26 protein-coding genes and 1 pseudogene are annotated in these 26,119 nt (G+C 65.1%); 15 read left to right on the top strand and 12 right to left on the bottom strand.

The window, feature by feature from the left end:
- Window positions 1-9: 9 nt before the first annotated feature.
- A complete protein-coding gene (locus tag AC0L3S_RS20340; RefSeq protein WP_473280869.1) occupies window positions 10-735 on the bottom strand; it encodes a sulfite exporter TauE/SafE family protein in 726 nt (241 codons plus the stop codon).
- A gap of 195 nt (window positions 736-930) precedes the next feature.
- Here AC0L3S_RS20340 and AC0L3S_RS20335 point away from each other — a divergent pair, with 195 nt between their 5' ends.
- From AC0L3S_RS20335 to AC0L3S_RS20325, 3 genes are all read left to right on the top strand, one after another.
- The gene (locus tag AC0L3S_RS20335; RefSeq protein WP_473280867.1) at window positions 931-1,803 is read left to right on the top strand and encodes a L,D-transpeptidase; all 873 of its coding nucleotides are present in this window, start codon (window positions 931-933) and stop codon (window positions 1,801-1,803) included.
- 311 nt (window positions 1,804-2,114) lie between these two features.
- Window positions 2,115-2,483, top strand: a complete 369-nt coding sequence (locus AC0L3S_RS20330) for a GFA family protein (RefSeq protein ID WP_473280865.1) — start codon at window positions 2,115-2,117, stop codon at window positions 2,481-2,483.
- A gap of 98 nt (window positions 2,484-2,581) precedes the next feature.
- Window positions 2,582-3,397, top strand: a complete 816-nt coding sequence (locus AC0L3S_RS20325) for a hypothetical protein (RefSeq protein WP_473280863.1) — start codon at window positions 2,582-2,584, stop codon at window positions 3,395-3,397.
- 1 nt (window position 3,398) lies between these two features.
- Here the strand turns inward: AC0L3S_RS20325 and AC0L3S_RS20320 are convergent, their stop codons facing one another.
- Window positions 3,399-4,169: an exodeoxyribonuclease III gene (locus AC0L3S_RS20320; protein WP_473280861.1), complete on the bottom strand. Its 771-nt coding sequence runs from the start codon at window positions 4,167-4,169 to the stop codon at window positions 3,399-3,401.
- A 40-nt stretch (window positions 4,170-4,209) separates the two neighbouring features.
- On the opposite strand from AC0L3S_RS20320, the gene AC0L3S_RS20315 reads away from it, so the two are divergent.
- Window positions 4,210-4,428, top strand: a complete 219-nt coding sequence (locus tag AC0L3S_RS20315) for a hypothetical protein (RefSeq protein ID WP_473280859.1) — start codon at window positions 4,210-4,212, stop codon at window positions 4,426-4,428.
- A gap of 12 nt (window positions 4,429-4,440) precedes the next feature.
- Here the strand turns inward: AC0L3S_RS20315 and alr are convergent, their stop codons facing one another.
- The 3 genes from alr to AC0L3S_RS20300 form a co-directional block, all read right to left on the bottom strand.
- Window positions 4,441-5,721 (bottom strand): alanine racemase, encoded by a 1,281-nt coding sequence (gene alr / locus AC0L3S_RS20310; RefSeq protein ID WP_473280985.1) that lies wholly within the window; start codon window positions 5,719-5,721, stop codon window positions 4,441-4,443.
- 51 nt (window positions 5,722-5,772) lie between these two features.
- Window positions 5,773-7,281 carry a replicative DNA helicase gene (locus AC0L3S_RS20305; RefSeq protein WP_473280857.1) on the bottom strand — a complete coding sequence of 503 codons (1,509 nt, stop codon included), beginning with the start codon at window positions 7,279-7,281 and terminating at the stop codon, window positions 5,773-5,775.
- A gap of 757 nt (window positions 7,282-8,038) precedes the next feature.
- Window positions 8,039-9,289 (bottom strand): class I SAM-dependent methyltransferase, encoded by a 1,251-nt coding sequence (locus tag AC0L3S_RS20300; protein WP_473280855.1) that lies wholly within the window; start codon window positions 9,287-9,289, stop codon window positions 8,039-8,041.
- Window positions 9,290-9,569: 280 nt separating this feature from the next.
- Between AC0L3S_RS20300 and AC0L3S_RS20295 the strand changes: the two genes are divergently transcribed.
- Entirely contained in the window at window positions 9,570-10,595 is a 1,026-nt protein-coding gene (locus tag AC0L3S_RS20295; RefSeq protein ID WP_473257233.1) for a hypothetical protein, read from the top strand.
- A gap of 61 nt (window positions 10,596-10,656) precedes the next feature.
- A pseudogene (locus AC0L3S_RS20290) lies at window positions 10,657-10,863 on the top strand (acyl-CoA thioesterase domain-containing protein); the annotation flags it as partial.
- Window positions 10,864-10,903: 40 nt separating this feature from the next.
- Here AC0L3S_RS20290 and rplI read toward each other — a convergent pair.
- From rplI to rpsF, 4 genes are all read right to left on the bottom strand, one after another.
- The gene (rplI, locus tag AC0L3S_RS20285; protein ID WP_007592024.1) at window positions 10,904-11,509 is read right to left on the bottom strand and encodes a 50S ribosomal protein L9; all 606 of its coding nucleotides are present in this window, start codon (window positions 11,507-11,509) and stop codon (window positions 10,904-10,906) included.
- A gap of 63 nt (window positions 11,510-11,572) precedes the next feature.
- Window positions 11,573-12,550 (bottom strand): hypothetical protein, encoded by a 978-nt coding sequence (locus tag AC0L3S_RS20280; RefSeq protein WP_007609317.1) that lies wholly within the window; start codon window positions 12,548-12,550, stop codon window positions 11,573-11,575.
- Between the two features lie 129 nt (window positions 12,551-12,679).
- Complete coding sequence (gene rpsR / locus AC0L3S_RS20275; protein WP_007592020.1) at window positions 12,680-12,919, bottom strand: 30S ribosomal protein S18; 240 nt, start codon at window positions 12,917-12,919, stop codon at window positions 12,680-12,682.
- Window positions 12,920-12,924: 5 nt separating this feature from the next.
- Window positions 12,925-13,440, bottom strand: coding sequence for a 30S ribosomal protein S6 (gene rpsF, locus AC0L3S_RS20270; protein WP_473280853.1), 516 nt, complete (start codon window positions 13,438-13,440; stop codon window positions 12,925-12,927).
- Window positions 13,441-13,780: 340 nt separating this feature from the next.
- On the opposite strand from rpsF, the gene AC0L3S_RS20265 reads away from it, so the two are divergent.
- The 9 genes from AC0L3S_RS20265 to gmk all read left to right on the top strand — a co-directional run bounded on the left by AC0L3S_RS20265 (window position 13,781) and on the right by gmk (window position 22,491).
- Entirely contained in the window at window positions 13,781-14,485 is a 705-nt protein-coding gene (locus tag AC0L3S_RS20265) for a TetR/AcrR family transcriptional regulator C-terminal domain-containing protein (RefSeq protein ID WP_473280851.1), read from the top strand.
- A gap of 3 nt (window positions 14,486-14,488) precedes the next feature.
- Entirely contained in the window at window positions 14,489-15,514 is a 1,026-nt protein-coding gene (locus AC0L3S_RS20260) for a fatty acid desaturase family protein (protein ID WP_473280849.1), read from the top strand.
- Between the two features lie 187 nt (window positions 15,515-15,701).
- Entirely contained in the window at window positions 15,702-16,661 is a 960-nt protein-coding gene (gene fabD, locus AC0L3S_RS20255; RefSeq protein ID WP_473280847.1) for an ACP S-malonyltransferase, read from the top strand.
- 102 nt (window positions 16,662-16,763) lie between these two features.
- Entirely contained in the window at window positions 16,764-17,501 is a 738-nt protein-coding gene (gene fabG / locus AC0L3S_RS20250; RefSeq protein ID WP_007592006.1) for a 3-oxoacyl-[acyl-carrier-protein] reductase, read from the top strand.
- Window positions 17,502-17,809: 308 nt separating this feature from the next.
- Window positions 17,810-18,049: an acyl carrier protein gene (locus AC0L3S_RS20245; RefSeq protein ID WP_006020277.1), complete on the top strand. Its 240-nt coding sequence runs from the start codon at window positions 17,810-17,812 to the stop codon at window positions 18,047-18,049.
- Between the two features lie 108 nt (window positions 18,050-18,157).
- Window positions 18,158-19,423: a beta-ketoacyl-ACP synthase II gene (gene fabF, locus AC0L3S_RS20240; RefSeq protein ID WP_473257213.1), complete on the top strand. Its 1,266-nt coding sequence runs from the start codon at window positions 18,158-18,160 to the stop codon at window positions 19,421-19,423.
- Between the two features lie 125 nt (window positions 19,424-19,548).
- Window positions 19,549-20,823: an endolytic transglycosylase MltG gene (gene mltG / locus AC0L3S_RS20235; protein ID WP_473257208.1), complete on the top strand. Its 1,275-nt coding sequence runs from the start codon at window positions 19,549-19,551 to the stop codon at window positions 20,821-20,823.
- A 117-nt stretch (window positions 20,824-20,940) separates the two neighbouring features.
- Window positions 20,941-21,828 carry a YicC/YloC family endoribonuclease gene (locus AC0L3S_RS20230; protein WP_473257206.1) on the top strand — a complete coding sequence of 296 codons (888 nt, stop codon included), beginning with the start codon at window positions 20,941-20,943 and terminating at the stop codon, window positions 21,826-21,828.
- Window positions 21,829-21,831: 3 nt separating this feature from the next.
- The gene (gmk, locus tag AC0L3S_RS20225) at window positions 21,832-22,491 is read left to right on the top strand and encodes a guanylate kinase (protein ID WP_473280845.1); all 660 of its coding nucleotides are present in this window, start codon (window positions 21,832-21,834) and stop codon (window positions 22,489-22,491) included.
- On the opposite strand, the gene AC0L3S_RS20220 is transcribed toward gmk, so the two are convergent.
- From AC0L3S_RS20220 to AC0L3S_RS20210, 3 genes are all read right to left on the bottom strand, one after another.
- Window positions 22,424-23,623, bottom strand: a complete 1,200-nt coding sequence (locus AC0L3S_RS20220) for a hypothetical protein (RefSeq protein WP_473257202.1) — start codon at window positions 23,621-23,623, stop codon at window positions 22,424-22,426. The two genes, gmk and AC0L3S_RS20220, sit on opposite strands and share 68 nt — an antisense overlap.
- Window positions 23,624-23,773: 150 nt before the next feature.
- Entirely contained in the window at window positions 23,774-24,271 is a 498-nt protein-coding gene (locus AC0L3S_RS20215) for a hypothetical protein (RefSeq protein WP_473280843.1), read from the bottom strand.
- A gap of 30 nt (window positions 24,272-24,301) precedes the next feature.
- Window positions 24,302-25,648, bottom strand: coding sequence for a caspase family protein (locus tag AC0L3S_RS20210; RefSeq protein ID WP_473280841.1), 1,347 nt, complete (start codon window positions 25,646-25,648; stop codon window positions 24,302-24,304).
- Window positions 25,649-26,119: the final 471 nt, after the last annotated feature.

Genomic DNA, 26,119 nt, shown 5'->3' with positions numbered 1-26,119 from the left:
GCAGCGCCGCTACGGCTGCGCCGCATTCCACAGCATGGAGAGGCCGGCGGCGATCATGATCGCGTCCATCACCACGCGGAACATCTCCGGCTTCAGACGCAGCACGAAGCCTTTGGCGATGAAGGCGCCCGCCATCAACGAAGATCCAGCGATCAGGCCTTTGACGAACACATCGCCAGTCAGCGCGCCGAACCGTTCGAAGGTCACGGATTTCGCGGCATAGAGCCCGAGCGAAGAAGCCGCTTCGGTGGCGAGGAAAGCGCCCCGGGACAAGCCGTAGAACAGGAACAGCGGGACGCTGAGCGGGCCGGTTGAGACGACGATGCCGGTGAGGTAACCAATGACGGCCCCGCCGATCGCCAGATGCCAGAGATTGGCCTTGAGATCGTGCCGCGCCAGCGAGTGCCGCACCGGCACCATCGCGATCAGGAAGACGCCGATGGCGAGATCGACGGCGTGCGAGGGCAGCGCCAGCAGCGTCCGCGCGCCGAGCACGGCAGCCGGAATGCCTGTCACCGAATAAGCCGCGCAGGCCCGCCAATCGACCTCGCGCCACCAGGCCAGGATCCGTGAGAGATTGGCCATGACGGCGGCCAGCGCCATGATCGGCACCGCCTCCTTTGGCCCGTAGGCATAGACCAGCACCGGCATCAGCATGATCGACGAGCCCGTGCCGACGATGCCGGAAATGGTGCCTGCGACGAGGCCGACGATGAGGACGAAGAGGAAAGCCAAAACGGTCTCCACGAATCGGGAGAGTTTAGACGTGGCCAGCGGCGGGGGCGATCAGCGAGGCGAGGGAACCCTATTTTGCCGAACGAGAGCCGGCGTTAACCGGCGCCGACGGTTCCAGTCTGAGCGAAATCGCTTCGAAGTTTCTTAAATCTTACTGGGTACCTCTCTTGAGCATAGTGATCTTGGGGGACGAGTATGGGGAAGCGGGCCAAACGCGGAAAGGCGGAGACATTCGCAATCCCGATGGCCGCGAGAGTTGCGGTTGGCGCCGTGGCCGTCGCTGCGTTGGGGTACGGTTTGCTGTCCCGACCGGCGAAGCTGCAACCGGCACGAAAGTCGTCCGCGCACGAGGCTCAAGCGTCGTCAACTCCGGTTTACGTCGCAACGCCGGTTCATGCATCGGCTCCGGCAGCGACGCCGGCTTCGGCTCCGCTTCCGACCCCGGCGCCTCTGGTCGAACCGCCAAAAGCGGCCGACGTTCCCGGAGCATTCGTTCGGCAGGTGGTTGACTACGCCAGCCGCCAGACCCCCGGCACCGTGATCATCGATACCAAGAACACATTCCTCTATTTCGTCCTGAACGACGCGCAAGCACTGCGCTACGGCATCGGTGTTGGCCGTGAAGGTTTCACATGGTCCGGTGAGCAGACTGTGGCTCGCAAGGCAGAATGGCCGGATTGGCATCCGCCTGTTGAGATGGTCTCGCGTCAGCCTTATCTGCCGCGGTTCATGGCAGGCGGTCCCGGCAACCCCCTTGGCGCTCGGGCGATGTATCTGGGCGACACCGAATATCGAATTCACGGCACCAACAAGCCCGATACGATCGGGAAGCGGGTCTCGTCCGGCTGTATCCGACTGACCAATGAGGACGTCGTTGACCTCTATGATCGCGTGAAAGTCGGCGCGAAAGTGATCGTGCTTCCGACAACCGTTGCCCGCCGACCACCCCAGGGAGCGCCGGCCGACGCCGCTTTCCGGTTACCGGACCCGGCATCGCCGTCGAACCGGTCCTCGGCAACTCACGCGCAGATCCCGTCATCCGGACCGAGGATCGCCGAGGCCCAGTAACGCGTCCTCATCCTGCACAGAGGACAAGGAGGCAATGCAAGTCGCCTACGAGGTCAGCTGCTGGCCCATCGCACCATTGCGTGTCGGGCGAGGCCTCTCGACCGGTGAAACCCGCGTTTCGGAGTATGCGTAACCCATTGATTCGCCAACGATCGGCTACTGTGCATGGGGTTGTTTTTCATCTTTTTGTCGAGTTGGCGCGGCAAGTCGGTGCTCGCAGCACGTGGACCAAGGCCGGCTGCGCGCTGCTGACAGCATGTTGGCAGCAGGGTCCGGCTACGACCATCTCCTGACAAAACGGAGAGCGGGTCATGCCGATCGAGGCGAGCTGTCATTGCGGTGAGACGGTGTTCGAGGTGACGGAGGTGCCCTCGAGCGTGACCCGTTGCACCTGCTCGCTCTGCGCCAAGCGCGGCGCGTTGTGGGCCTATTACACGCCGGCGCAGTTTCGGCTGCTGTCGCCCGCCGAGAACGTCGCGACCTACCTCTGGGGCAGCCGCACGGTCAAGCACCATTTCTGCGCAAGCTGCGGCTGCGGTACCTATTCGGAGTCGCCGGACTGGTCGACCGGCAAGCCCGATTTCGACAATCCGAGAGTCGCCGTCAACGCGCGCCTGTTCGACGAATTCGATCTGGAGGCCGTGCCGGTGACCATGATCGATGGCAAGAATCTGTGGTGAGCATGCGCTCTCGCGCATGTCTGCTGCTCGTCAGTCCCCTTGAGGCACTCCTGAAAAGCTGATCTGTTTCCGGCCCGATAGAACAAGGGAGGAAGCCGATGATGCGTCTTTTCGCGCGAGTGATGCTCGCGATGTGTCTGGCCGTTGTAGCCGGCTTCAATGCGCAGGCGCAGACCAGGCCCAAGGTCACGACATCAGGACCGGATTTCCCCAAGGCCGCGCTGTTCGTCGGCAACAGCTTCTTCTACTACAACAACGGCATGCCCGGGCATCTCTCCTTCATGGAGCGGGCTGCCGATCCCGAAAACAAGGCGGCCTATCGCAACACCATGGCAACGATCGGCGGCTCCGGCCTCGATTGGCACGATATGGACAATCTGCTGCGGCCGGGCGGCCTCGGCGCCTATTCGTTCGACGAGCAGAACAACGTCGTCTTCAACAAGCCGGGCAGGCAGTACGACGCCGTCGTGATGATGGATTGCAGCCAGTGCCCGATCCATCCGCAATTGAAGGACGCGTTCGCGACCTTCGTGAAGAAGGACAGCGAGATCGTCCGCGCCCACGGCATGCGCCCGGTCCTGTTCATGTCATGGGCCTATGCCGACAAGCCTGAGATGACGGAAGCGCTGGCCGAGGCCTACACGATCGCAGGCAATGCCAATGATGCGCTGGTCATCCCCGCAGGTCTCGCCTTCGCGCGCGTGCGCAAGCTGCAGCCCGAGCTCAATCTGTATGCGCCGGACAAGCGGCACCCGAGCCCCGCGGGCACATATCTGGCGACCTGCGTGACGTTCGCCGCGCTGACGGGCCGATCGCCGGTCGGCAATTCCTACACGATGGGACTGGACGCACCGACGGTGGAGCTGCTGCAAAAAGCAGCGTGGGACACGGTGCAGGATTATTACGGGCGTTGACCTAGCGCAGCACGATCCATGCCGGTGCGTGATCGCTCGCGCCTTCCTCGCCGCGAACCTTCTTGTCCACACCGGCTTTTGCCAGGCGTGAGGCGAGGGCAGGGCTGAGCAGGAGATGGTCGAGCCGCAGGCCCGCATCGCGCGGCCAGCGGTTTCGCTTGTAATCCCAGAAGGTGTAGATGCGCTTTTCCGGGTGCAGTTCGCGGATCGCGTCACACCAGCCTTGTGCCACCAGCGAGGCAAAGGCCGCACGGCTCTTCGGCTGGATCAAGGCATCCTTGTCCCACGAGCGCGTCGGATAGATGTCGATCTCATCAGGCGCAACGTTGTAGTCGCCGGCGAGCACCACGGGCAGGTCCTGCTTAATCAAGGTTCTGGCGTGGCGCTTGAGCCGCGCGAACCAGTCGAGCTTGTAGTCGAATTTCGGTCCCGGCTGCGGATTGCCGTTCGGCAGGTAGATGCTGGTGACGATGACACCGCGTACCGCGGCCTCAATGTAGCGGGCTTCGTGATCGGCAGGTTTTCCCGGCAAGCGATCGCGGGTGGGAACGGGCTCGGCATTGCGGGCCAGGATGGCGACGCCGTTCCAGGTCTTCTGCCCACACCACACTGCGCCGTAACCGGCCTTTTCGATCGCGGCCGCCGGAAATTCGCCATCACTTGCCTTCAACTCCTGAAGTGCGACGACATCGGGCTTCGCCGTTCGCATCCATGCCAACAGATTGGGCAGGCGGCGATTGATGTTGTTGATGTTGAACGTCGCGATCTTCATGTAGAGCTACCGGCTCCTGCCTTCCCTTACCGGAGAAACAATGTCCAAGTTGAGCTTTGCCGTTATTGCCGTCGCCGTTGCGTTCTCCGGGGTCGCCTCGGCACAATCATCCGATCCGCGCGGCGCGTGCAAGGCGGACTATGACAAATTCTGCGCCGGCCTTGCGCCGGGCGGCGGCATCGTCGCCTGCCTCAACGCCAAGCGCGACAAGCTCAGCGCAACCTGCAAGACGGCGCTGGACAGCAGGAAAAAGAAGTAAGCGGCAAGCTGCTCAGCCCGGCAGAGGCGGCGGGCTTTCGGGCTGCTCGATCGGTGGCGGAGCGGGCGTCTGCTGCTCGGCTGCCTGCCCGAGAGCTGGCTTGGCCAGCGGCTCCACCACATTCCCGCCCTTGTAAATACGGGCGTAGCGGCGGCCGAGGCTGGTCAGCACCTCGTAGCCGATCGTTCCGAAATGATGCGCGAGCTCGTCGACGGTGATGCCCTCGCCGAGCAGCGTCACCATGTGGCCGCGCCGCGCCGCGTTCGGCGGCAGATCGGTGATGTCGATCGCGATCAGGTCCATCGAAACGCGGCCGGCGACCGGGCAGCGCTTGCCGGCGACGATGACCTCGGCACCGCGGGTGCCGTCGTTGGAACTTGCGGCGCGGAAATAGCCGTCGGCATAACCGACCGCGATGATCGCGAGTTTCGTCGGCCGCCGTGCGGTCCAGGTGCCGCCATAGCCGACGCTCTCGCCGCGCTCGATACTGCGGATCTGCACGATGCGGGCCTTGAGATCGACCACCGGCTGCATCGGATTGTCGGCCTCCGGCGTCGGGTTGACGCCGTAGAGCGCGGCGCCCGGCCGCACCATGTCGAACTGGAAGGGCGCGCCGAGGAAGACGCCGGACGAATTGGCGAGTGCCGCCGGCACGCCGGAGAATTCGCTGGCGATGCCGCGAAAGGCCGCGAGTTGCTTGGCGTTCACCGGGCTGTTGAGCTGCTCGGCCGAAACCAGATGGCTCATCACCAGCGTGATGCCGTGATCGCCGGCGTTGATGCGGGGGATGATGGCTTGCGCTTCCGCGAGCGTCAGGCCGAGCCGGTTCATGCCGGTGTCGATGTGGATGGCGGCGCCACCGGTCCAGCCGGTGCGGCGACAGAACACGTCCCATTCGGCGAGTTCGTTGAGATCGCCGATCACGGGGCGGCAGTTGATCTGGGCGTAGTGCTCGCCGGTGTTCTGGAAGTAGCCGCCGAGCACGTAGATCGAGGGCTCCGGCACCGCCGCGCGCACCTTGCGCGCTTCCTCGATGGTGGCGACGAAAAAGGTCTTGCAGCCGGCCTTGTTCAGGGCACGCGCGACCTGCTCGGCGCCGCAGCCATAGGCGTCCGCCTTGATCACAGCCGAGCATTCGGCCGGTACCGCCGTCTTCTCGAGCTTGCGCCAATTGGCGATGATGGCGTCGAGATCGACGGTGAGCACGCCGCCGAAGGTCGCGAGTGCGGCAGCCTGATTGGCCTCCGCGGAGAGAAGGCCGGATTGCGGGATCATTTTCGGGTCGGACGCCATTGTCATGGCGCCGTTTTACGCAAGAGGCCGGTCAGGTTCAACCCAGGGAACTCAGTAGTCGCCGCCGCCGCGGTCCGGCACCTGGCTGTCCGGCGCAAGGTCGCCGAACCGTGTGACCGACGCTTCGAAGGCCAGATCGACGGTGCCGGTCGGGCCGTGGCGCTGCTTGCCGATGATGACTTCGGCCTTGCCATGCGCGAGATCCATGTCCAGTCGCCATTTTTCGTGCTCGGGCGTGCCCGGGCGCGGCTCCTTGTTTCCGAGGTAGTATTCCTCGCGGTAGACGAACAGCACGACGTCGGCGTCCTGCTCGATCGAGCCGGATTCGCGCAGGTCCGAGAGCTGCGGCCGCTTGTCGTCGCGCGACTCGACCTGGCGCGAGAGCTGCGAGAGCGCAATCACGGGCACGCTGAGTTCCTTGGCGAGCGCTTTCAGACTGGTCGTGATCTCGGTGATTTCCTGCACGCGGTTTTCGCTGCGCTTGCCCGAGCCCGACAACAGCTGGATGTAGTCGATGACGATGAGGTCGAGGCCCTTCTGCCGCTTCAGCCGGCGGGCGCGCGCCATAAGCTGGGCAATCGAGAGACCGCCGGTCTCGTCGACATAGAAGGGCAGCGACTGCAGCTCGATCGAGACCTCGCGGATCTTCTCGAAATCGGCCTCCGAGATGCCGCCGCGGCGGATCGACGAGGAGGGGATGCCGGTGCGCTCGGCCACGATACGCGTGGCGAGCTGGTCGGCCGACATTTCGCAGGAGAAGAAGCCGATGACGCCGCCATGGGCGGCCTTCATGGTGCCGTCGGCCTGGAGCTCTGGAACGTAGGCCCGGGCGACGTTGTAGGCGATGTTGGTTGCGAGCGACGTCTTGCCCATGCCGGGGCGACCGGCGACGATGATGAGGTCGGAGTGCTGCAACCCGCCCATCTTGTTGTCGAGGTCGCGCAGGCCGGTCGAGATGCCCGACAGCTTTCCGTCGCGCTGGAACGCCTTCGCGGCCAGATCGACCGCAAGCGTCAGCGCCTGCGAGAATTTCTGGAAGCCACCGTCATAGCGACCGGATTCGGCGAGTTCGTACAGGCGGCGCTCGGCGTCCTCGATCTGCGCCCGCGGCGCGAAGTCGACCGGGGCGTCATAGGCGACATTGACCATGTCCTCGCCGATGCCGATCAGGTCGCGTCGCAATGCCAGATCGTAGATGGTGCGCCCATAATCCTGCGCATTGATGATGGTGGTCGCTTCGGCGGCGAGGCGCGCCAGATATTGTCCGATGGTCATGCCGCCGATATCGGTGTCGGCGGGCAGGAAGGTCTTCAGCGTGACGGGCGTCGCGATCTTGCCCATCCGGATCAGGCTCGAGGCGGTCTCGAAGATGGTCTGGTGCAGCGGCTCGAAGTAATGCTTCGGCTCCAGGAAGTCGGAGATGCGGTAAAACGCGTCGTTGTTGACCAGGATCGCGCCCAGAAGGCTCTGTTCCGCTTCAATATTATGCGGCGCGCTTCGATAGGCGGGGGTTCCGGCTTCGGGCGCGAGTTTGAGAACGTTCGAATCAGTCAGGGCCATGGTCGAGCGATAGCAATTTTCTGGGGCGGATGCGGGGCCGGGATAAAGCGCCGCCTCAGACCAAAGCGGAAGCGAAAGCTCGCCGCTATCAACCGATCATTAAAATGGTGGATGATTGCCCGCCGCAGCACGCGCCGCGCTTGACGGATTTTCGTGGAACCAGGTCGCCGCCTGGAAGCGGCCGCTACCGTCGCCGCGGAAAACGCCGGATGAAGTGAACCTGAGGGGTCGGCGGGCCGACATATCGAGACGCGCGCGAATGACGCACGCTGGGCGCTTTCGGCTTGGTTCAGACCAGCAGGAGGTAGACCAGCGCAACCAGAGCCGCCCCGACGCCGGTAGCGATCAGGGCGTAATCGGTGCGGAGGTCGTCCTGCACGTCGAATGAGGTTTTGGTCTCGTTGCTCATGGCGACGGTCTAAGCCAGGGCCGACGAGACTTATGTGAAGCAGATCACATCTCCCCGGATTCTTTCGGGGGTACAGCCGGAACAGGTTAGCGGGCGGGGGGTTGTCTCCCGATCTGCCACCAGGGAACGAGGCAAGCGATGCGGCCAGAACGGCAGCCCCGGAATTGGCGAAGCGAAGCAGGCAGCCGACTTTGGCTGTCGGGGCTGATCGCGGCCATGGAGCACGCTGCGCGGCCGGAAGTGCGTCGGGAACCGGTCGCCCCCGAAATCCTGAAGGCACTGCGGATACAATTGGCCTTAACGGCTTCTTACCGGTCCGCTCCGGTTTCGACCCTGCGCCACTAGGACCTATTCACCAGCCAGCTTCAGTCTCGGCGTGGCGCCGGCTTCGACAGCCCGCAGCCGGGCCTCTTCACGGGCGATGTAGTTGCGCGTCATCGGCACGACGCCCTGACGCCGGGTGAGTTGGATCTGGAAGTTCATCATATCCTGCTTGCGGAATGTCATCTCGCTGGCTGCCAGATAAAATTCCCACATCAGCGCGAAGCGCTCGTCATACAGCTGTACGGCTTCTTCGCGTCGCGCCATGAAGCGCTCGCGCCATGCCTTCAGCGTTTCGGCGTAATGCAGGCGCAGTATCTCGATGTCGCAGACCAGCAGGCCTGCGCGCTCGATCGCCGGCAGCACCTCCGAGAGGGCGGGGATGTAGCCGCCGGGAAAGATGTATTTGGCGATCCAGGGATTGGTGGAGTCCGGGCCCTGCGAACGGCCGATCGAGTGCAGCAACATGACGCCGTCCTTATCCAACAGCTCGGCGCAACGCTGGAAGTAGATGTCGTAGAAGCGGGCTCCGACATGCTCCAACATGCCGACCGAGACGATGCGGTCGAACGGGCCGGCGACGTCGCGATAGTCCTGAAGCAGGAATTTGGCCGATCTGGTCAGGCCCTTTTCGGCTGCGCGCGCATTGGCGATCTGCAACTGCTCGGTCGACAACGTTATGCCGGTGACGTCAGCACCTGCGATCTCGGCGAGATAGAGCCCAAGTCCGCCCCAGCCCGAGCCGATGTCGAGCACGCGCTGGCCGCCCTTGACGAGCAGCTTTGCGGCCACGTGCCGTTTCTTGGCAAGCTGCGCATCGTCGAGCGTGCTCTCCGGCGTCTCGAAATAGGCGCAGCTGTATTGCTTGTCGGCGTCGAGGAAGAGCGAATAGAGCCTCGCGTCGAGATCGTAATGGTGTGCGACGTTGCTGCGGGAGCGCGGGCGCGGATTGAACTGCTTCAGGTGCCGCACCAGATAGCGCAGGTGCCACCAGGGTTTTGCCCAGTGCGGCAATAGGTCGGGTTGATCGAGCAGGATCGCGAGGGCATCAGCTATGGTGCCGCGCTCGACGACGAACTCGCCGTCCATGTAGGCCTCGCCAAGCCCGAGCTCGGGATTGACGAGGATCTTCCGCTCCGCGTCCGCGGTGACGAAGCGGACTGCGACCGGTTCGCCCGAGCCGTCGCCGACGGTGAACTTCGAGCCCTTCGCCGTGGTCACCGTCATCGACCCGCGGCGGATGAATTGAGACAGGAATTGACGCAACAATCGATCCATCGGCACCCATCCTCTCGAGCGAACCCGAAGAGATGCGACTAACCCGGCCTTCACACCCTACGTCCGGGCATCTCAGCGGTTCCTATGCGTTTGCATCCAAATCTAGGGAGGTGTTCCGGGCCTGCTATTGCGCTGTGTTCAAAGCGGATATTCCAAAACCGCTTAATCACATCCTTGCGCGCCGAGCCTGCTTCCATTCGCGGCTCAATCGGATAAAAGGTGACCCGCCGCGGCGCCGCCTGCCGGCTGCACCTCTCGGAATTCAATGGAGATGATGGGAATGTCGAGCCGAGCGCTCAGCCTCGCGACGATCTTGCTTCTGATCGGCTTCGGCGCGACCGATACCGTTCTCGCGCAGGCGACGAACCTCGAGGCCGGCAAGGCCCCATCCCAGCTTTTCGCGCAGACCTGCAATGCATGTCATAAGAGCCCGCGCGGCCTGTTGAAGACGGTGGCGCCGGGCTCGCTTCCGGGCTTCCTGCGTCAGCATTACACGACCAGCCCCGACATGGCCGGCGTGCTTGCCTCCTATCTCGTCTCCAACGGAGCCACCGACACCCGCTACCAGGCCAAGGACGGCCATAAGGACGGTAAGGACAAGAAGGACGGCGCCAAGGACAAGGAAGCCAATACCAATCCCGTGCAGGCCCCTGAGCATCAGGGCCGCCGGCAGCGTTCCCAGGAATCCGCCAAGCCGGAAGGCGAGGGTGCCGCTCCCGTGGCCGAGGGCGCGCGTCAGAAGCGCGCCGCGCGGCCGGCCGAAGAAGGAACGAAGGAAGGCGTGAAGCCCGAGGGCCAGGCTGCACCCGAAGGGCGCAAGGCCAAGCGTCTCGGCAAGCGCGGCCAGCCGGGAAGTGATGAGGCGCCGAAGGTTGATGCCGCGGCGCCGACAGCAGACGACAAGAAGAGCGAGCCGAAGGTCGAGTCCAAGCCCGACACAAAGCCCGAGACTGCGAAGGTGGATTCCGGCGAGGCCAAATCCGAAGGCAGCAAATCCGAAGGCAGCAAGCCGTCCGAGAAGCCCGCCGAGGCCAAGCCGGAAAGCGCCAAGGTGGAGCCGCGCGGCAGCAGCGAAGCTCCGGCGGTGCGGCCCGATCCGGTGCCGCAGGTGACGCCGGCGGCACCATCCGCCGCGAAGCCCGCCGAGCCAACTGCGCCCAAAGCCGCGGAAGAAGCTGCTCCCAAGCCCGCCGCGAGGTCCGAACCGCCAGCCAAGTCGCAGGAGCCGGCGCCGCCCGCGACTGCCGCGGCCCCGCCAGCGCCGGCCGAATCGTCCGGTCCGCCGGCGCCGCCGATTTCGCGATAAGCGACCATATTTTATAGACATGCGAAGGCCGCGCTCTGGCGCGGCCTTCGCATGTCTTGGGTACAAGCTCAATCTGTTGTCGCCCGCGGCCGGCGAGAAGCTGATCTGCCGGGCGAGGGTGATCAAGCCGGGGCGTCAGGTCTCCGTGGTCGCAGCCGACGTTTTCTGCGTCACCGACGGCGTCGAGAAGCATACGGCAACGGCGCTCGCGTCGACCGCGATGCTGGGCGAGGACGTTGCCGCCACAACGAAAAGCCCGGCCGCCTGAGGCGACCGGGCTTCGCAGCCTGCGCAAACGAGCGCGAGGCTTACTTCTCGGTCTCTTCCGCAGCCGGCGCCGGCTCGGCGTCGTCCTGCTGGGCTTCGGGGTCGAAGAACTCGCCGGCGGCTGCGATCGCTTCGGCCGCAGCATCCCGGTCTTCGTTCCGGCTCGAGATGTCCTCGCCGCGGTTGATGCGCTCGGCCTCGTCCTGGCTGCGCGCCACGGTGACGCTGATCTCGATCTCGACCTCGGGATGGATGGCGACCGTGATGGTGTGCTTGCCGATGGTCTTGATCGGCGCGTCGAGCTGAACCTGCGGGCGGGACAGTGAAACGCCGTCGGCTTCGAACGCCACGACGATGTCGCGCACGTTGACCGAGCCGAACAGTTGGCCGGCTTCCGAAGCCTGACGGATCACGATGATGTTCTTGCCCTGGATCTTCTCGGCGACCTTGGACGCCTCGCCCTTGGACTCAAGGTTGCGAGCCTCGAGCTCGGCCTTCATGCCGTCGTACTTGGCACGATTGTCGGCGGTGGCGCGCAGCGCCTTGCCGCGCTTGAGCAGGAAATTGCGGGCATAGCCGTCGCGAACCTTCACGACTTCGCCCATGTGACCGAGCTTGTTGACGCGTTCCAGCAAAATGACTTCCATATTCGTTCTCCTTTGATGTGCTGAGTGAGGTGGAATTTCGAACTTGAACTTTCGGACTTGAACTCAAGAGGTCGGCAGTGGCGGCGGCTGGCGCGTACGAAGGAAGCGTTCGCGGAGGCCGAACACGGCATCGGCGAGGCCGAGGATCACCATCGCGATGACGGGCCATCCGAACACGACCACGACGGCGTAGGTCGAGCCGAGCCAGAAGGTGCGGCTCTTCAGCGCCAGCGTCAGCGTATGCAGCACGGCAAAGCCGGTCAGCGCATATCCCATCATCAGCGCAGCCGTCGCAATTTGCGCCGCGATCGCAAGCAGTCCGCCGGTGAAGCAGAACGCCAGCGCGATGCAGAGCGCCACGAGCGTCATCGGCGGCAGCTCCGCCGTCATCAGGTCCGGCCAGGGGCGCCGCAGCCGGCCCGACGTCGCCGTGACCTTGGTGCTGAGCCAGAGGTTGAGGGTCAGCGTCATCATCGCAACGATGGTGGCACCGGCCGGCAAGATCCGCACCAGTGCGCCGACGAATTGGTCGGTCTCGCCGGAGCTCTGCGGGTCGGCGGCGCGGAGGAGGCGCATCAAGCCACGGCGCAGCGTGCCGGTGATGGTCTCGGCGTCGGTGCCGATCGTGAGCAGCGCGGCGATCGTGGTCAGTGTGGCGAAGCCCGCGATCCACAGCAGGATGCGGCCGACCGGATACCATTCGAGCGCAGGCTCGGTGGGCGGCTCGGCGGCGGCCTGCGGCGCGGTGGGGCCGACCTGCCGGCTCAGCAGGACGAGATGGCCGAGCCACCAGGCCGGCAATGCGACGGTGACGGCGAAGGCGATGCAGTAGGGCAGGCCGAACAGCGCGCCGAGGCCAACCGCGGCGGCGATGCCGCCGAGGCTCGCGCAAAGCGGTCCCCAGCCGATCGAAGCGACCATCAGCGGCAGCGGTGCGAGATAGAACAGGACGAGCGAGATCAGCGCGCCCGAAATGATCGAGGCGAACATCAAGGCCGACGCAGCGCCGGCGATCAGGGCTATCAGTCCAAAGGCCATCATCAGCTGTCCCGCTCCCTTCGAGCGGTTAGAGGCATCTCGCCCCAACCATCGGCGACCGGACGACCCGGAAGCCTTATGAAAAACTAGGTCGTTCGGCCGGCGGCGATGTCGCCGCCGGCCGAATTCGTCTTAGCGAATGACGTAGGGCAGCAGGCCCAGGAACCGCGCGCGCTTGATGGCGCGGGCAAGCTCACGCTGCTTCTTCGCGGACACCGCGGTGATGCGGCTCGGCACGATCTTGCCGCGCTCGGAGACGTAACGCATCAGCAGCTTGGAGTCCTTGTAGTCGATCTTCGGAGCATTCGCGCCCGTGAACGGGCAGCTCTTGCGGCGACGGAAAAACGGGCGGCGTGCACCAGCTTCAGCCATTGTTCTTACTCCCCATCCGTCGTGGTGGTGGTGGTGGTTTCAACGTCTTCGCGCGGACGGCGCGGACCGCGGTCACCGCGGAAGCCGCCGCCTTCACGATCGCCACCACGGAAACCACCCTCGCGGTCGCCACGGAAGCCACCGCCTTCGCGATCGCCGCGGAAGCCGCCGCCACGGTCATCACGCTCGCGGTCACGGTCGGCCTTGCGCATCATCGCGGACGGACCTTCCTCGAGCTCCTCGACGCGGACGCTGAGATAGCGGATCACGTCTTCGCTGATGCGCTCCTGGCGCTCGATCTCGGCGATCGCCGAGGACGGCGCGTCGATGTTGAGCAGCACGAAATGCGCCTTGCGGTTCTTGTTCATGCGGTAGGTGAGGGAGCGTACGCCCCAATTCTCGGTCTTGGTGACCTTGCCGCCGAGACCCTCGACGATGCCGGTCATCTGCGCAGTCAGCTCTTCGACCTGCTGGGTGCTCGCGTCTTGGCGCGCGAGAAAAACATGCTCATAGAGAGCCATGGAAGTCCTTTCCTCATGTTGGCGCATCGCCCGGCGTCAAGCCCTTAAGAGGCCTTCGGAAAGGACTCTGGGATTAAGCTCAGAAGGCGGAAACACGGGACGACGGGCCGACTGGCCCTGCCACACCAAAATCACGAATGATTTGCTGAGACCGTCCGTTCAGCTCCCGGCCGGGGTCTGCGGATGGGCGCGTTATACGGATTTCGGCCGACTTGGCAAGCTTGCAGGCGCCGTTTTCGGCGCGGGGTCCCGATGCGGAGTGGATCCCCCGCCGGCTACAATACCGGCTTGATTTGTTTGTTTGTATATCATACAAATAAGTCAACGGGAGCGAAACCCAATGGCAGAAAAGCCGGCCCACGAGCCGATCGAGGCGGCAGGCGATCCCAAGCACGCCGCCCGCGCCACGCGGTCGGCCGGTCGCAAAATGCGCTCGCTGCTGCTGGATGCCGCGAGCCCGCTGTTTCGGGAGCGGGGGCTGTCGGGTACAGCGATCGCCGACATCGCAGCCGCTGCGAACGCGTTCCCGAGCCAGATCACCTATTACTTCCGCACCAAGGAGGCGCTGTTCGTCGAATGCGCCTGCCGCGAGCTGCTGTATCTGGCGCGAGCGACCGAGCAGTCGGCGCTGAAAGCGCGCACGCCGCAGGATTATACCCGCGCGCTGGCCGAGACCGTCACGGCGAGCGATTCGGTAACCTTCTTCGCCGAGGCGCTGACGCTGACGCGGCGGCGCCAGGATCTCGCGCCGCTGGTCGAGCGCACCATCGAGCGCCTGCACAGTGAAGGTGCGCGGGCCTATGCGAGCCAGGTCGCGCGGCACGGCTGGCGCTCCCTGCGCGCGCCCGATGAGAGTTCGCGGCGGTTCTGGGCCGTCGCCATCGGAATCATCCTCGAGGGTTACGCCATGGGCCGGTCGCCAGAGGCGCTATGCGCCGAGATGCTGCGCGTGCTGGGCGAACAGGCGAAATCCGAGCATGACGCTGCGCGCCTGCGCCTCGTCGACGCGCGCGACGCCTCAAGCCATTCGAATGAGGAGAGTTAGGCCATGACTGCGCTTCGCATGCGTGCCCGCGATTTCCTGACCGACGACCAGCTTGCCGACGTGCGCCGGCGCGTGACCTGGAAAGGCGTCGCGCTGATCGCGCACGCCTGGGCGCTCATCATCGCCGCAATCGCCTTGGTCGCGTGGTGGCCCAATCCGATCACCTATATTGTCGCCGTCGCTATCATCGGCTCGCGCCAGCTCGGGCTCGCGATCCTCATGCATGACGGCGCGCATGGCTGCCTGTCCGCCGACGAGAAAACCAATCTGACCTTGAGCCAGTGGTTCTGCGCCTATCCTCTGTTTGCGGAGACGCGCAGCTACCGGCGCTATCATCTTCAGCATCATGCGCGCACGCAGCAGGAGGATGATCCCGACCTCGTGCTGTCGGCGCCATTTCCCATCACGAAGCTGAGCTATCGCCGCAAGTTCATTCGCGACCTCACCGGGCAGACCGGCTACCAGCAGCGCAAGGCGCAGTTGCTCAATACGCTCGGGCCGAGGGACTGGCCGTTGCGACAGCGCGCGGCGCATTTTTGGGAGAAGCTTGGGCCCCAATCTCTGGTCAATGGCGCGATGTTCGCAGCGCTCACGGCGGCCGGCGTATGGTGGGCCTATCCGCTGCTATGGCTGGTGCCGCTCCTGACCTGGATGATGGTCATCACCCGCATCCGCAACATCGCCGAGCACGCGGTCGTGCCCGACAGCAGCGATCCCTTGCGCAACACCCGCACCACCTACGCCAACTTCCTCGAGCGTCTGTTCATCGCGCCGTATTACGTGAACTACCACCTCGAACATCATCTCCTGTTCTACGTGCCCTGCTACAATCTGCCGAAGGTGCACCGCCTGCTGAGCCAGAGCCGGTACGCGGGTCGCATGGAGGTGCAGCCGAGTTACGCGGCCGTGCTGCGGCTTGCGACCGCGAAGCCGAACCGCGATGACCGGCCGGGGCAATTGGTCAACAGTGCGCGCCGCGCGCAGGCGGGGTCCGAGGTCGACGCCAACCAGACGGCCGGCGGATTTTAGGGACCCGTCTCTCCAGTTGAAGGCTGCCGGTTGAAGGCTGGTCGAAGTTCCTATCTTGGCTTGACATTCCGGCCCCGGACAGTGTCTACGGCCCCCTTTGGAGCATGATCCGGAACCATGGCCTAAGGCCGTGCGTCATCGGCTGCCGGTTCTCGCAGGGATCACGCCCGACAAGCAGGGAGCGCCGATGACGGCAGCATTCACATTTCCGGGGCAGGGTTCCCAGGCGGTCGGCATGGGCAAGGCCCTGGCCGATGCCTTTCCGGTGGCGCGCGCCGTGTTCGACGAGGTCGACGCCGCGCTAGGGGAGAAGCTGACTGCGACCATCTGGGATGGTCCGGCTGAAACCCTCCAGCTCACCCAAAACGCCCAGCCGGCCCTGATGGCCGTGTCCGTCGCCACCCTGCGGGTGCTGGAGGCCGAAGCCGGGTTTTCCGTGGGGCGGGATGCGGCCTTCGTCGCCGGCCACTCGCTCGGTGAATATTCGGCGCTGGCCGCGGCCGGCAGCCTGACCATTTCCGACACCGCGCGGCTGCTTCGCATCCGCGGTCTCGCAATGCAAAAAGCCGTGCCGGTCGGCGTCGGTGCGATGGCCGCTCTGCTCGGCCTCGACTACGAGGCCGCCGTGGCGGTGGCGGACGAGGCCGCTCAGGGGCAGGTCTGCCAGGCCGCCAACGACAATGGCGGCGGACAAGTGGTCGTCTCCGGCGACAAGGCCGCGGTCGATCGCGCCGTCGAGATCGCCAAAACCAGGGGCGCCAAGCGCGCGATGTTGCTGCCGGTGTCCGCGCCGTTCCATTGCAAGCTGATGCAGCCGGCTGCCGACGCGATGGCGGAGGCGCTGGCCGAGGTCACGATCAAGGCGCCGGCGGCCCCGTTGGTGTCGAACGTGCTGGCGAGCGCGATCACCGATCCCGACGAGATCCGCCGCCGCCTGGTCGAGCAGGTCACCGGTACCGTGCGCTGGCGCGAGTCGGTCGCCTATATGGCGGGGCAGGGCGTCACGCGTTTCTTCGAGATCGGTGCCGGCAAGGTGCTGACCGGCCTCGTCAAGCGTATTGCGGACGGTGCCGTCGGCGTTGCGGTCGGTGGTCCCAACGACATTGCTGCCGCCAAGGATGCATTGGCCGCTGCCAAGCAGGCCTGAGGCGCGATAATTCGTCGTCGCGCGCGAGTTCTTTAGTTGACGCACGATCCTTTCGGAAAACCGCTGCGCACTTTTCCGGATCGTGCCTTGGAGGAGTTATCGATGTTCGATTTGACTGGCAAAAAGGCGCTCGTCACCGGCGCAACCGGCGGCATCGGCGGCGCGATCGCGCAGGCGCTGCACGCGCAGGGCGCCACCGTTGCGATATCAGGCACGCGCAAGGAAGTGCTGGATGAGCTTGCCGGCAAGCTCGGCGAGCGCACCCATGTGCTGCCCTGCAATCTCTCCAAGGCCGACGAGGTCGAGGCGCTGGTGCCCGCCGCCGAAGCGGCGATGGGACAGGTCGACATCCTCGTCGCCAATGCCGGCATCACCCGCGACAATCTCTTCGTGCAGCTCCGTGACGAGGACTGGGAGGAGGTCATCAACATCAATTTGACCTCGACCTTCCGGCTTGCCCGCGCCGCCACCAAATTGATGATGCGCAAGCGCTTCGGCCGTATCATCGCCATCACCTCGGTTGTCGGCGTCACCGGCAACCCGGGGCAGGGCAATTATACCGCGTCGAAGGCGGGCCTGATCGGGATGATCAAGACGTTAGGTGCCGAATACGCCAAGCGTGGCGTCACCGCGAACTGCATCGCGCCCGGCTTCATCAAGACGCCGATGACCGATGCGCTCAACGACAAGCAGCGCGAAACGATTCTGACCAAGGTTCCGGCCAATCGCCTGGGCACGCCAGAGGACATCGCGGCGGCCGCCGTCTACCTGAGTTCGAACGAAGCGGCCTATGTCACCGGCCAAACCATCCACGTCAACGGCGGCATGGCCATGATCTGACGCTTCATTCCGCACCGCCCCCTGGCGGTGCGGAATGCGGCAAACGGCCGTTTCCGGAGCGAAATGAGGCTTGTAGTCAACGCAATTGAAGTATGATAACCGGACCTTCAACGGATGGGCAAAGAACGCCATTGCAGGTTTTTGAAACCCTGTATATTGGCGATGCGGAGCCTTGGCCGTCATTCGCCGGGCCTGCATCGGTTAGGATGGGGCCAGATCAAAGTTCGTAAGCGAAGGCAGTCAACGACCACGACGGCTCGTATCGTCCCGGGGGGTCGGGTCTACAGGGAACAACACGAGGTTATGCAATGAGTGAGATTGGCGAGCGGGTTAAGAAGATCGTGGTCGAACACCTTGGTGTTGAACCCGAGAAGGTTGTCGACGCTGCGAGCTTCATCGACGACCTCGGCGCCGACAGTCTGGACACCGTCGAGCTGGTGATGGCGTTCGAAGAGGAATTCGGTTGCGAGATTCCGGACGACGCCGCGGAGACGATTCTCACCGTCGGCGACGCCACCAAGTTTCTCGAGAAGAACGCGAAGAGCTAAGGCTCTTCATTTTCGCGGGGACAACATTGAAACCGGACGGACCGCCCAACAGCGGTCAGCCGGTTTCTTGTTATTGGCCGTGAATCTTTCGATGCGGAGTTTTCGAATATGAGGCGGGTTGTCGTCACGGGTCTTGGCATGGTTTCGCCACTCGGCTGCGGTGTCGAGCCGACCTGGAAACGCATCCTCGACGGCCAAAGCGGCGCACGCAAAATCGAGAGCTTCGATGTCTCCGATCTTCAGACCAAGATCGGCTGCACGGTCGTGCGCGGCGACGGCACCAACGACACTTTCAATCCCGATATCTGGATGGAGCCGAAGGACCAGCGCAAGGTCGACGACTTCATCATCTTCGGCATGGCCGCAGCCGGCCAGGCGCTCGATGATGCCAACTGGCACCCCGAGACCGAAGAGGACAAATGTGCAACCGGCACCATGATCGGATCCGGCATCGGCGGCCTCAACGGCATCGCCGAGACCGCGGTCCTGTTGAAGGAGCGCGGGCCGCGCCGGGTCTCGCCGTTCTTCATTCCGGGCCGCCTGATCAATCTCGCCTCCGGCTATGTCTCGATCAAGCATGGGCTGAAGGGGCCGAACCATTCGGTGGTCACGGCCTGCTCGACCGGCGCTCACGCGGTCGGCGATGCCGCCCGCCTGATCGCGCTCGGCGATGCCGACGTCATGGTTGCCGGCGGCGCGGAATCGCCGATCGGCCGCATCGGCATTGCCGGCTTCAACGCCGCGCGTGCGCTCTCGACAGCCTTCAATGAAACGCCCGAGAAGGCCTCGCGCCCCTACGACAAGGACCGCGACGGCTTCGTCATGGGCGAGGGCGCCGGCGTTCTGGTCCTGGAAGAGCTCGAACACGCCAAGCGCCGCGGCGCGAAGATCTATGCCGAGGTGATCGGCTACGGTCTTTCGGGCGATGCCTATCACATCACCTCGCCGTCACCCGACGGCGACGGCGGCTTCCGCAGCATGGCGGCGGCGCTCAAGCGCGCCGGCCTCACCGCGTCCGATCTCGACTACATCAACGCGCACGGCACCTCGACACCGCTCGGTGACGAGATCGAGCTCGGTGCCGTTGAACGTCTGCTCGGCAATGCCGCTTCCAAGGTCGCGATGTCCTCGACCAAGTCGTCGACCGGTCACCTCCTGGGTGCGGCCGGCGCGATCGAGGCGATCTTCGCCATTCTCGCGATTCGCGATAATGTTGTGCCGCCGACCATCAACCTGGACAATCCGTCGGTCGAGACTGCGATCGATCTGGTGCCGCATCAGGCGAAGAAGCGCGAGGTCAACGTCGCGTTGTCGAATTCTTTTGGTTTTGGCGGTACCAACGCATCGGTCGTCTTCCGGCGTCTGGTCCACTAGTTTGTTGTTGCGACGAATCCACCGTTTTGCCGTATTCGGCGATAGTCATGGAAGCGGGCGCGTGCATTTGGCTCGGCAAGCGATTGTCAGGTCGCGATTGAACCGGCAGGATTCAGGTTGCTTCGATGAGTGAAAGGCCGCCCATTTCGCCCCGGAGCCCGCGGGCAGCGCTCGAGCCCGAGCAGGTCCCGCCGCCGCCGAAGCGATCGGATCGCGCGCGCAATCCCTTCGTGATCGTCGGCAACGCCATCATCACCCTGCTGCTGATTGCGATGATCGGCGCGGGCGGCGCGTACTATTACGGCCGACAGGTGCTCGAGGCGCCGGGACCGCTGAAGGAAGACAAGATCGTCAACATCCCGCAGCGCGCCGGCAAGCGTGACATCGCCGAGACGCTGAACCGCGAAGGCGTGACCGACGTCAATCCGTGGGCGTTCATTGCCAGCGTCGCTGCGTTGAAGGCGAGCTCGGACCTCAAGCCCGGCGAATACTCGTTCCAGAAGAACGCATCCTTGCGCGACGTGATTGCCACCATCGTCGAGGGCAAGGTGGTGCAGCATGCCGTGACGATCCCGGAGGGCCTGACCTCCGAGCAGATCGTGGCGCGGCTCTCCGACAACGACATCTTCACCGGCAGCGTGCGTGAGCTGCCGCGGGAAGGCACGCTGCTGCCCGAGACCTACAAGTTCCCGCGCGGCACCCCGCGCGATCAGGTGATCCAACGCATGCAGCAGGCGCACAAGCGCGTGCTGACCGAGATCTGGGAGCGCCGCAGTCAGGACATTCCGGTCAAGAGTCCGGAGCAATTGGTGACGCTGGCCTCGATCGTGGAGAAGGAGACCGGCAAGCCGGACGAGCGCAGCCGCGTCGCCGCGGTGTTCGTCAATCGCCTGAAGCAGAGGATCAAGCTGCAGTCCGATCCCACGATCATCTATGGCCTCGTCGGGGGCAAGGGCACGCTCGGTCGTCCGATCAAGCGCAGCGAGATCACGCAGCCCTCGCCCTACAACACCTATGTCATCGAGGGCCTGCCACCGGGCCCGATCTCCAATCCCGGCCGGGCCTCGCTCGAGGCTGCCGCCAACCCGGCCCGCACCCGCGATCTCTATTTCGTTGCCGACGGCACCGGCGGGCATTCCTTCACCGAGACCTACGACGCGCACCAGAAGAACGTCGCCAAGCTGCGCGCGATGGAAAAGCAGATTCAGAACGACACGGTCGAGCCGGCCGAGGACGCGCAGGCACCCGCCGCCGCCGCGCCCGGTACCGCCGATACGCCGACGGCGACCACGCCGGCCCGCCCCAACCAGCAGAAAAAGCCGCCGGCCGCTCGCCCCGCGGGTCCGCCGCCGGCCCGGCAAGGCGCGGTGCAGCCCTCGCCCCCGGTGGTCCAGCGCTAGGCCAGGTGCAGACCTGCCCCGCGGGACTTTGCGGATTACATTTTCCTGCAAAATAGTCTTAAGATTCGCGTGGCTTGATGGCCGCGCGAATCCCGAGCTTCTGGAGAAATTGACCTGATGGCGTTGTCGTCCATGACCGGCTTTGCCCGAAGCCACGGCGCGAGCGGGCCGTATACGTTCGAATGGGAATTGAAGTCGGTCAATGCCAAGGGCTTTGATCTCAGGGTGCGGCTGCCGCAGGGGTTCGACGAACTCGAGGCTCATGCCAAGAAGCGCGCCGCCGAGCTGCTCTCGCGAGGCACGGTCTACGCCAATCTGACCGTCAAGCGCGCCAATGCGGCCACCAGCGTCCGCGTCAACGAGGACGTGCTCAACGCCGTCCTCAAGGCCGCCGCTGTGATCGCCGGCAAGGTCGATGCGGTCGCGCCGAGCGTCGACGGGCTTTTGGCCATCAAGGGTGTCATTGAGGTCGCCGAGCCCGAGGGCGACGAGGAAGAGGACAAGGCCGCGCGCGCCGCCGCTGCGGACGCCTTCGACAAGGCGCTCGCCGAACTCGTCCAGATGCGCAAGCGTGAGGGGACCTCGCTCGGGCAGATATTGATCCAGCGCGTGGACGAGGTCGAGCAGTTGGCGAAGAAGGCGGAGGCCGCGCCCGGCCGCAAGCCCGAGGCGATCAAGGCCAGGCTCGCCGAACAGATCGCGAGCCTGCTCGACACTTCCGACCGTTTCGATTCCGACCGCCTGATGCAGGAAGCGATCCTGATTGCGACCAGGGCCGACATCCGCGAGGAGCTCGACCGCATCGCCTCGCACATCGCGCAGGCGCGCGAGCTGATCGGCAAGGGCGGCCCGGTCGGGCGCAAGCTCGACTTCCTGGCGCAGGAATTTCACCGCGAGGTCAACACCTGTTGCTCGAAGTCGAACGACATCGAGCTGACCAATACGGGGCTCGCCATGAAGAACGTGGTCGAGCAGTTCCGCGAGCAGGTCCAGAATCTGGAGTGATCGATGACGATTGGCGGTCACGGAACGGATGGTGTCGAGCGGCGCGGATTGATGTTCGTGCTGTCCTCGCCGTCGGGCGCGGGCAAGACGACGCTGTCGCGCATGTTGATCGACCGCATGCCCGGCCTTCGAATGTCGGTGTCGGCGACCACGCGGGCGATGCGGCCGGGCGAGGTCGACGGCAGGGACTATTCGTTCGTCGACAAGGCCACCTTCGCGGCGATGGCGAAGGCCGACCAGCTGCTGGAATGGGCGACCGTGTTCGACAACAGCTACGGCACGCCGCGTGCGCCGGTTGAGGCGGCGCTGTCAGCTGGGCAGGACGTGCTGTTCGACATCGACTGGCAGGGCACGCAGCAGCTCCGAGAGAAAGCACGCGCCGACGTCGTCAGCGTGTTCATCCTGCCGCCCTCGGCCGCCGATCTCGAGAAGCGGCTCCATTCGCGCGCGCAGGATTCCGACGAGGTGATCCGCAAGCGCATGAGCCGCGCCAGCCACGAGATGAGCCACTGGGCCGAGTACGACTACATCGTCATCAACCATGACGTCGACGAGGCCTTCGCCGAGGTACAGTCGATCCTGAAGGCCGAACGCCTCAAGCGCGAGCGGCAGACCGGCCTCGTGGGGTTCGTGCGAGGTCTGCAAGGCCAGCTTCAAGGTTAGGCTCCGTCAGCCGCGGCCCGTCCTTCGCCAGCCGTTCCAGCATCGTCGTGATCACGTCGATGTCGATGGCGTCCTCGGCTCCCGCATCTTCATCGCGACCGGCCGGCTCTTCGTCATTGACGCCGTTGGCCGCGAGCTGCGGCGCGGCCTCGATCTGGAATTCTCCGTTGAAGATGTCGGCATCGTCGAGCTCTGCGGCATCGTGGTGCGCTTGCGGTGCGCGCTCATCGATCACATCAATCTCGCGATCGATCGCGGCAAGCTGCGCGGTCTTGAGCTGGGCTGGCTGCGGACGCAGGGCATCGAAATCCACCGGGCGGGGCTGCCGAGCGTCCGGCGCGTCGGCGGGCGCTGCGTTGAGCCACGGCGCGCGGCCATCGTCGTGATCGTGCGGCTCAAAATTGTCCCAGTTGACGCGGCGCTGGTCGGCGGCCTGAACGCGGATGCGCCCACCGGCGAAGCGGTAGATGACGCTGGCGAGGATGCCGGCAAGCGCCAGCGCGCCGCCGATCACGAGCAGCAGCATCTGGAGCGAGCCGGTCTGCTTGTCGGCGGTGCTGTCTGCCGCGGCCAGAGCCATCGGAGCAGGGGACTTCGCCGGCTTCGCGGTCGGCTGCGCGGCGACCGCGGCAGGTGCAGGCGAGGGCTGCTCTGTGGGCGCGGCGGACGCCGTGGAGGCCTCGGGCCAGCGCGCGGCGACGTCGGGCTGCTGCGCGTTGGCGTCGGCGGCGGGGCTCGCAGCTTGTTGCGTCGGCGCAGGTCCCGCCTGTGCAGGCGTCTTCACCGTGGCGATGCTCTGCGGCGTCAGATATTCGGCGCGCGCGTCCTGGACCGAGTGCTGCTGCGGCACGGGTGTATCCGCTGCAGGCGTATCGGGCACAGCCTGTGCGGTTTGGGTGGCCTTGCCGCCTTCGGCGCGCAGATACCAGCACTGCCGCTTGGTCGCGCGCTCGAGGCGATAATGCCAATGCTGGCCCTGCGGGGCGGCGCCCTTTGGCGAGCCGAGGCAGTCGCTCGCGGCATTTGCCGTGCTCGGTGGCGTCGTTGCATTCTGCGACACGGCGGCAAGTGGCGCGCCGACAATGATGCTGCCCATAAGGGCGGATAAGAATTTTGCGGTGCGGTTGCCCATCCTGGTCTCCCGATTACGCATGACGCAACTCGTTACCTTCCCTTTGTCGTCAAAGACTTGGGTGGCAATGAGCCGCAAATCCGGAGAGGATGTGGCCTGAATCGGGCCTGCGCGGCGTTCGTTCCGCGGCGGAAGCGGACTTTTTCGCTGCTATTGCTTGGTCGAAGTCCAGGTTCCGCCGCAGCCGTCCGAGCGGCGGAAGGATCCGGAGCCACTGCGGGCAGCGAGGCGGCCGGAACCGGTGAAGGTCACGCCGTCGCCTTGACCGAACGTGCTGACCGCGCCGCTTGCGCTGACGGTACCAGTGACGCCTTGGCCTATGACCTTGCCTGAGGAGACCACGACCGCGCCGGACGTGGTGCCGCCGCAGCCGACGCTGACGACCATCCAGGCGCCGTCGAAACTCCCGCCACCGCCACCACCCCCACCACCGCGTCGCGAGGAGCTGCGCGGCTCCTCGGCCGGCTTGCTGCGGCGCGCCGAGGACGCCGGCTCGGCGGAACGGTCCGATCGCGAGCCGGACAGCGATTTCTCGTCATTGCCGATCGAGCCGCCGGCACTGCCGGACTGCGCAACGGCGGACGGTGGAGCGACGGTGACGGACAGGAATAAGGCCAGGGCAATCGCAGGGATGACGGCATTGCGCATGAGCAAAAATCCAAAAAATGAAAAATCGTATCAGCGGCCGGAGCCGTCGGCACAGACGGAACCGATAATGCGGCAAGCTTTGCCAGCCTTGCCGCATTCGTCAAGCGCGGCGTCTTTCGCGCGCTGCACGCTGTCGCGCTGGACCAGCGACCAGGATTTGTCGGAGATCGCGAACGCGCCGCAGCGGTTGCCATAGAAGGACAGCTCGATGGGACATTTGGCGCCGGCGCAATTGCCGCGCGCATCCGCTACCGCCGCGCGCCGCGAGGCGTGGTTCCAGGAGATGCCCCATTTGCCGCCGTCGGGCCCGTAGACGATCGAGCCCCATGGCTTCAGGTCCTCCATCTTGCGCATCCGCAGCAGAAGGCCCTCGGTGGCTTCGCCCGTCGGCGCCATGGAAATCCGCTGCTGGAGCTTCGTGATCGCGCGGGTCAGTCCATCGGGGCTGTCAGGATCGAAATTGAGCTCGTAGAGCCGCTCGCTGAGTTCGCTCAGCAGGGCGGCATCGCGCAAGGGGACGCGGTCCGGATCGGCGCGCAACCGATCCGCCGGAAGCACATCGGGCTGCATCGCTGCGACCTGCGGCGGCGCGGTTTGCGTCGGGGCTACGAAATAGAAGGTGCCGTCGATCGGGGAGGACGACACCCAGGGCTGCTGCGCGCCGGAGGTGGCGCGCTTCACGGCGAGGCCGACCTGATTGAAAGTCTGGAATACGTCGAGGCCCGCGGTCCGGACCGTCGCGGCCAATGCCTTGGTGTAGGGGCTGTGGCCGTCGCTGCCGTCCTGGGCGACGTTGCCGGGTTGCGTTGCGTAGGAGATCAGCGTGCCCTCAGGCGCGCGCATCTGCGCGAGGCCGCCATCTGAGGCGCGCAGGCCGCGCGAGCCGAAGGGGTTGTTGCGGCAGGCGTCCAGGATTACGAGGTTGAGCCGCGTGCCCGATCCCTGCATCTGGCGCAGCACGAGGTTGACGTCGGTCATCTGGAAGTCGACGTCGGCCTCGCGCGTCGGATTGGCGCCGACCGGCACGAGATAGTTGGCGCCCGAGACCTGCACGCCGTGGCCGGCATAATAGAACAGCGCGACGTCGGCGCCCTGCACCTGCCGGCCAAAGCTCTGCACCGCCAGGTCCATCGCGCCCTTGTCGAGATCGAGCTGGGCGCGGCCTCCGACCAGGGTGAAGCCGAGCAGGCCAAGCGTGTCCGCCATCAGGCTCGCGTCCCTGGATGGATTGTCGAGCGGCGTAATGTTCTTGTAGGCGGAGTTTCCGACCACGAGCGCGATGCGCTTCTCGGCCGATGCCGGGTGCGTGGCGACGACGAGCAGGGCTGCGACCAGCGTCGCCAGCCCCGGGACGCGATTGAAAATTCTCGCGCGCATCAAAATTCCCCAAAATAATGGCGTCAGTCTAACAGTCCGGCGCGCCGGCGAAAAGTGGTGCGACGGCGGGCAGCGGCGCAGGCCGCTCGAGCGCTTGCTGCCGATCCCGTCATCCTGAGGCGCGAGCCATGCGTCGCAACGCGACGTGTGGAGAGCCTCGAAGGATGAACGGCTGAGCCGCCAGCCGCCGTCGCCCTTCGAGGCCTCCGCTACCCTCCGGCACCTCAGAGCGACGGTGAAATAGAAGGGGCGCTCAATCCAGATTGCGAACGCGGCCGCGCGTTCCCGCGGCAGATTCTGCCCGAGCCTTGCTGCCGTTCATCGCCCAATGGAGGCCAAAGGGCGCAGGGAAGGCCGGGCGCCGGCGGCACCCGTTGGTCCGTGCGCTACGGGAGTGCACACGGGGTGGACCGATAGGGTGGCCGATCGCCCGGCCTTCCCTGCGCGGATGGTTTTAACGGTGTCCTTCGT

The organism is Bradyrhizobium sp. Ken01, from assembly GCF_055807355.1.
The sequence above is the reverse complement of the archived record's forward strand: the minus strand, read 5'-3'. Positions and strand labels throughout refer to the sequence as shown.

What these genes read in the sequence shown, in the direction of transcription:
- AC0L3S_RS20265 (WP_473280851.1), top strand. Translation starts at nt 13,781, where the DNA reads ATGGCAGAAAAGCCGGCCCACGAGCCGATCGAGGCGGCAGGCGATCCC.
- rplI (WP_007592024.1), bottom strand. Translation starts at nt 11,509, where the DNA reads ATGGAAGTCATTTTGCTGGAACGCGTCAACAAGCTCGGTCACATGGGC.
- AC0L3S_RS20330 (WP_473280865.1), top strand. Translation starts at nt 2,115, where the DNA reads ATGCCGATCGAGGCGAGCTGTCATTGCGGTGAGACGGTGTTCGAGGTG.
- fabF (WP_473257213.1), top strand. Translation starts at nt 18,158, where the DNA reads ATGAGGCGGGTTGTCGTCACGGGTCTTGGCATGGTTTCGCCACTCGGC.
- AC0L3S_RS20335 (WP_473280867.1), top strand. Translation starts at nt 931, where the DNA reads ATGGGGAAGCGGGCCAAACGCGGAAAGGCGGAGACATTCGCAATCCCG.
- rpsR (WP_007592020.1), bottom strand. Translation starts at nt 12,919, where the DNA reads ATGGCTGAAGCTGGTGCACGCCGCCCGTTTTTCCGTCGCCGCAAGAGC.
- mltG (WP_473257208.1), top strand. Translation starts at nt 19,549, where the DNA reads ATGAGTGAAAGGCCGCCCATTTCGCCCCGGAGCCCGCGGGCAGCGCTC.
- fabG (WP_007592006.1), top strand. Translation starts at nt 16,764, where the DNA reads ATGTTCGATTTGACTGGCAAAAAGGCGCTCGTCACCGGCGCAACCGGC.
- rpsF (WP_473280853.1), bottom strand. Translation starts at nt 13,440, where the DNA reads ATGGCTCTCTATGAGCATGTTTTTCTCGCGCGCCAAGACGCGAGCACC.
- AC0L3S_RS20305 (WP_473280857.1), bottom strand. Translation starts at nt 7,281, where the DNA reads ATGGCCCTGACTGATTCGAACGTTCTCAAACTCGCGCCCGAAGCCGGA.
- AC0L3S_RS20300 (WP_473280855.1), bottom strand. Translation starts at nt 9,289, where the DNA reads ATGGATCGATTGTTGCGTCAATTCCTGTCTCAATTCATCCGCCGCGGG.
- AC0L3S_RS20315 (WP_473280859.1), top strand. Translation starts at nt 4,210, where the DNA reads ATGTCCAAGTTGAGCTTTGCCGTTATTGCCGTCGCCGTTGCGTTCTCC.
- AC0L3S_RS20320 (WP_473280861.1), bottom strand. Translation starts at nt 4,169, where the DNA reads ATGAAGATCGCGACGTTCAACATCAACAACATCAATCGCCGCCTGCCC.
- AC0L3S_RS20325 (WP_473280863.1), top strand. Translation starts at nt 2,582, where the DNA reads ATGATGCGTCTTTTCGCGCGAGTGATGCTCGCGATGTGTCTGGCCGTT.
- AC0L3S_RS20230 (WP_473257206.1), top strand. Translation starts at nt 20,941, where the DNA reads ATGGCGTTGTCGTCCATGACCGGCTTTGCCCGAAGCCACGGCGCGAGC.
- AC0L3S_RS20215 (WP_473280843.1), bottom strand. Translation starts at nt 24,271, where the DNA reads ATGCGCAATGCCGTCATCCCTGCGATTGCCCTGGCCTTATTCCTGTCC.
- AC0L3S_RS20220 (WP_473257202.1), bottom strand. Translation starts at nt 23,623, where the DNA reads ATGGGCAACCGCACCGCAAAATTCTTATCCGCCCTTATGGGCAGCATC.
- gmk (WP_473280845.1), top strand. Translation starts at nt 21,832, where the DNA reads ATGACGATTGGCGGTCACGGAACGGATGGTGTCGAGCGGCGCGGATTG.
- AC0L3S_RS20295 (WP_473257233.1), top strand. Translation starts at nt 9,570, where the DNA reads ATGTCGAGCCGAGCGCTCAGCCTCGCGACGATCTTGCTTCTGATCGGC.
- AC0L3S_RS20210 (WP_473280841.1), bottom strand. Translation starts at nt 25,648, where the DNA reads ATGCGCGCGAGAATTTTCAATCGCGTCCCGGGGCTGGCGACGCTGGTC.
- AC0L3S_RS20245 (WP_006020277.1), top strand. Translation starts at nt 17,810, where the DNA reads ATGAGTGAGATTGGCGAGCGGGTTAAGAAGATCGTGGTCGAACACCTT.
- fabD (WP_473280847.1), top strand. Translation starts at nt 15,702, where the DNA reads ATGACGGCAGCATTCACATTTCCGGGGCAGGGTTCCCAGGCGGTCGGC.
- AC0L3S_RS20280 (WP_007609317.1), bottom strand. Translation starts at nt 12,550, where the DNA reads ATGATGGCCTTTGGACTGATAGCCCTGATCGCCGGCGCTGCGTCGGCC.
- AC0L3S_RS20260 (WP_473280849.1), top strand. Translation starts at nt 14,489, where the DNA reads ATGACTGCGCTTCGCATGCGTGCCCGCGATTTCCTGACCGACGACCAG.
- alr (WP_473280985.1), bottom strand. Translation starts at nt 5,721, where the DNA reads ATGGCGTCCGACCCGAAAATGATCCCGCAATCCGGCCTTCTCTCCGCG.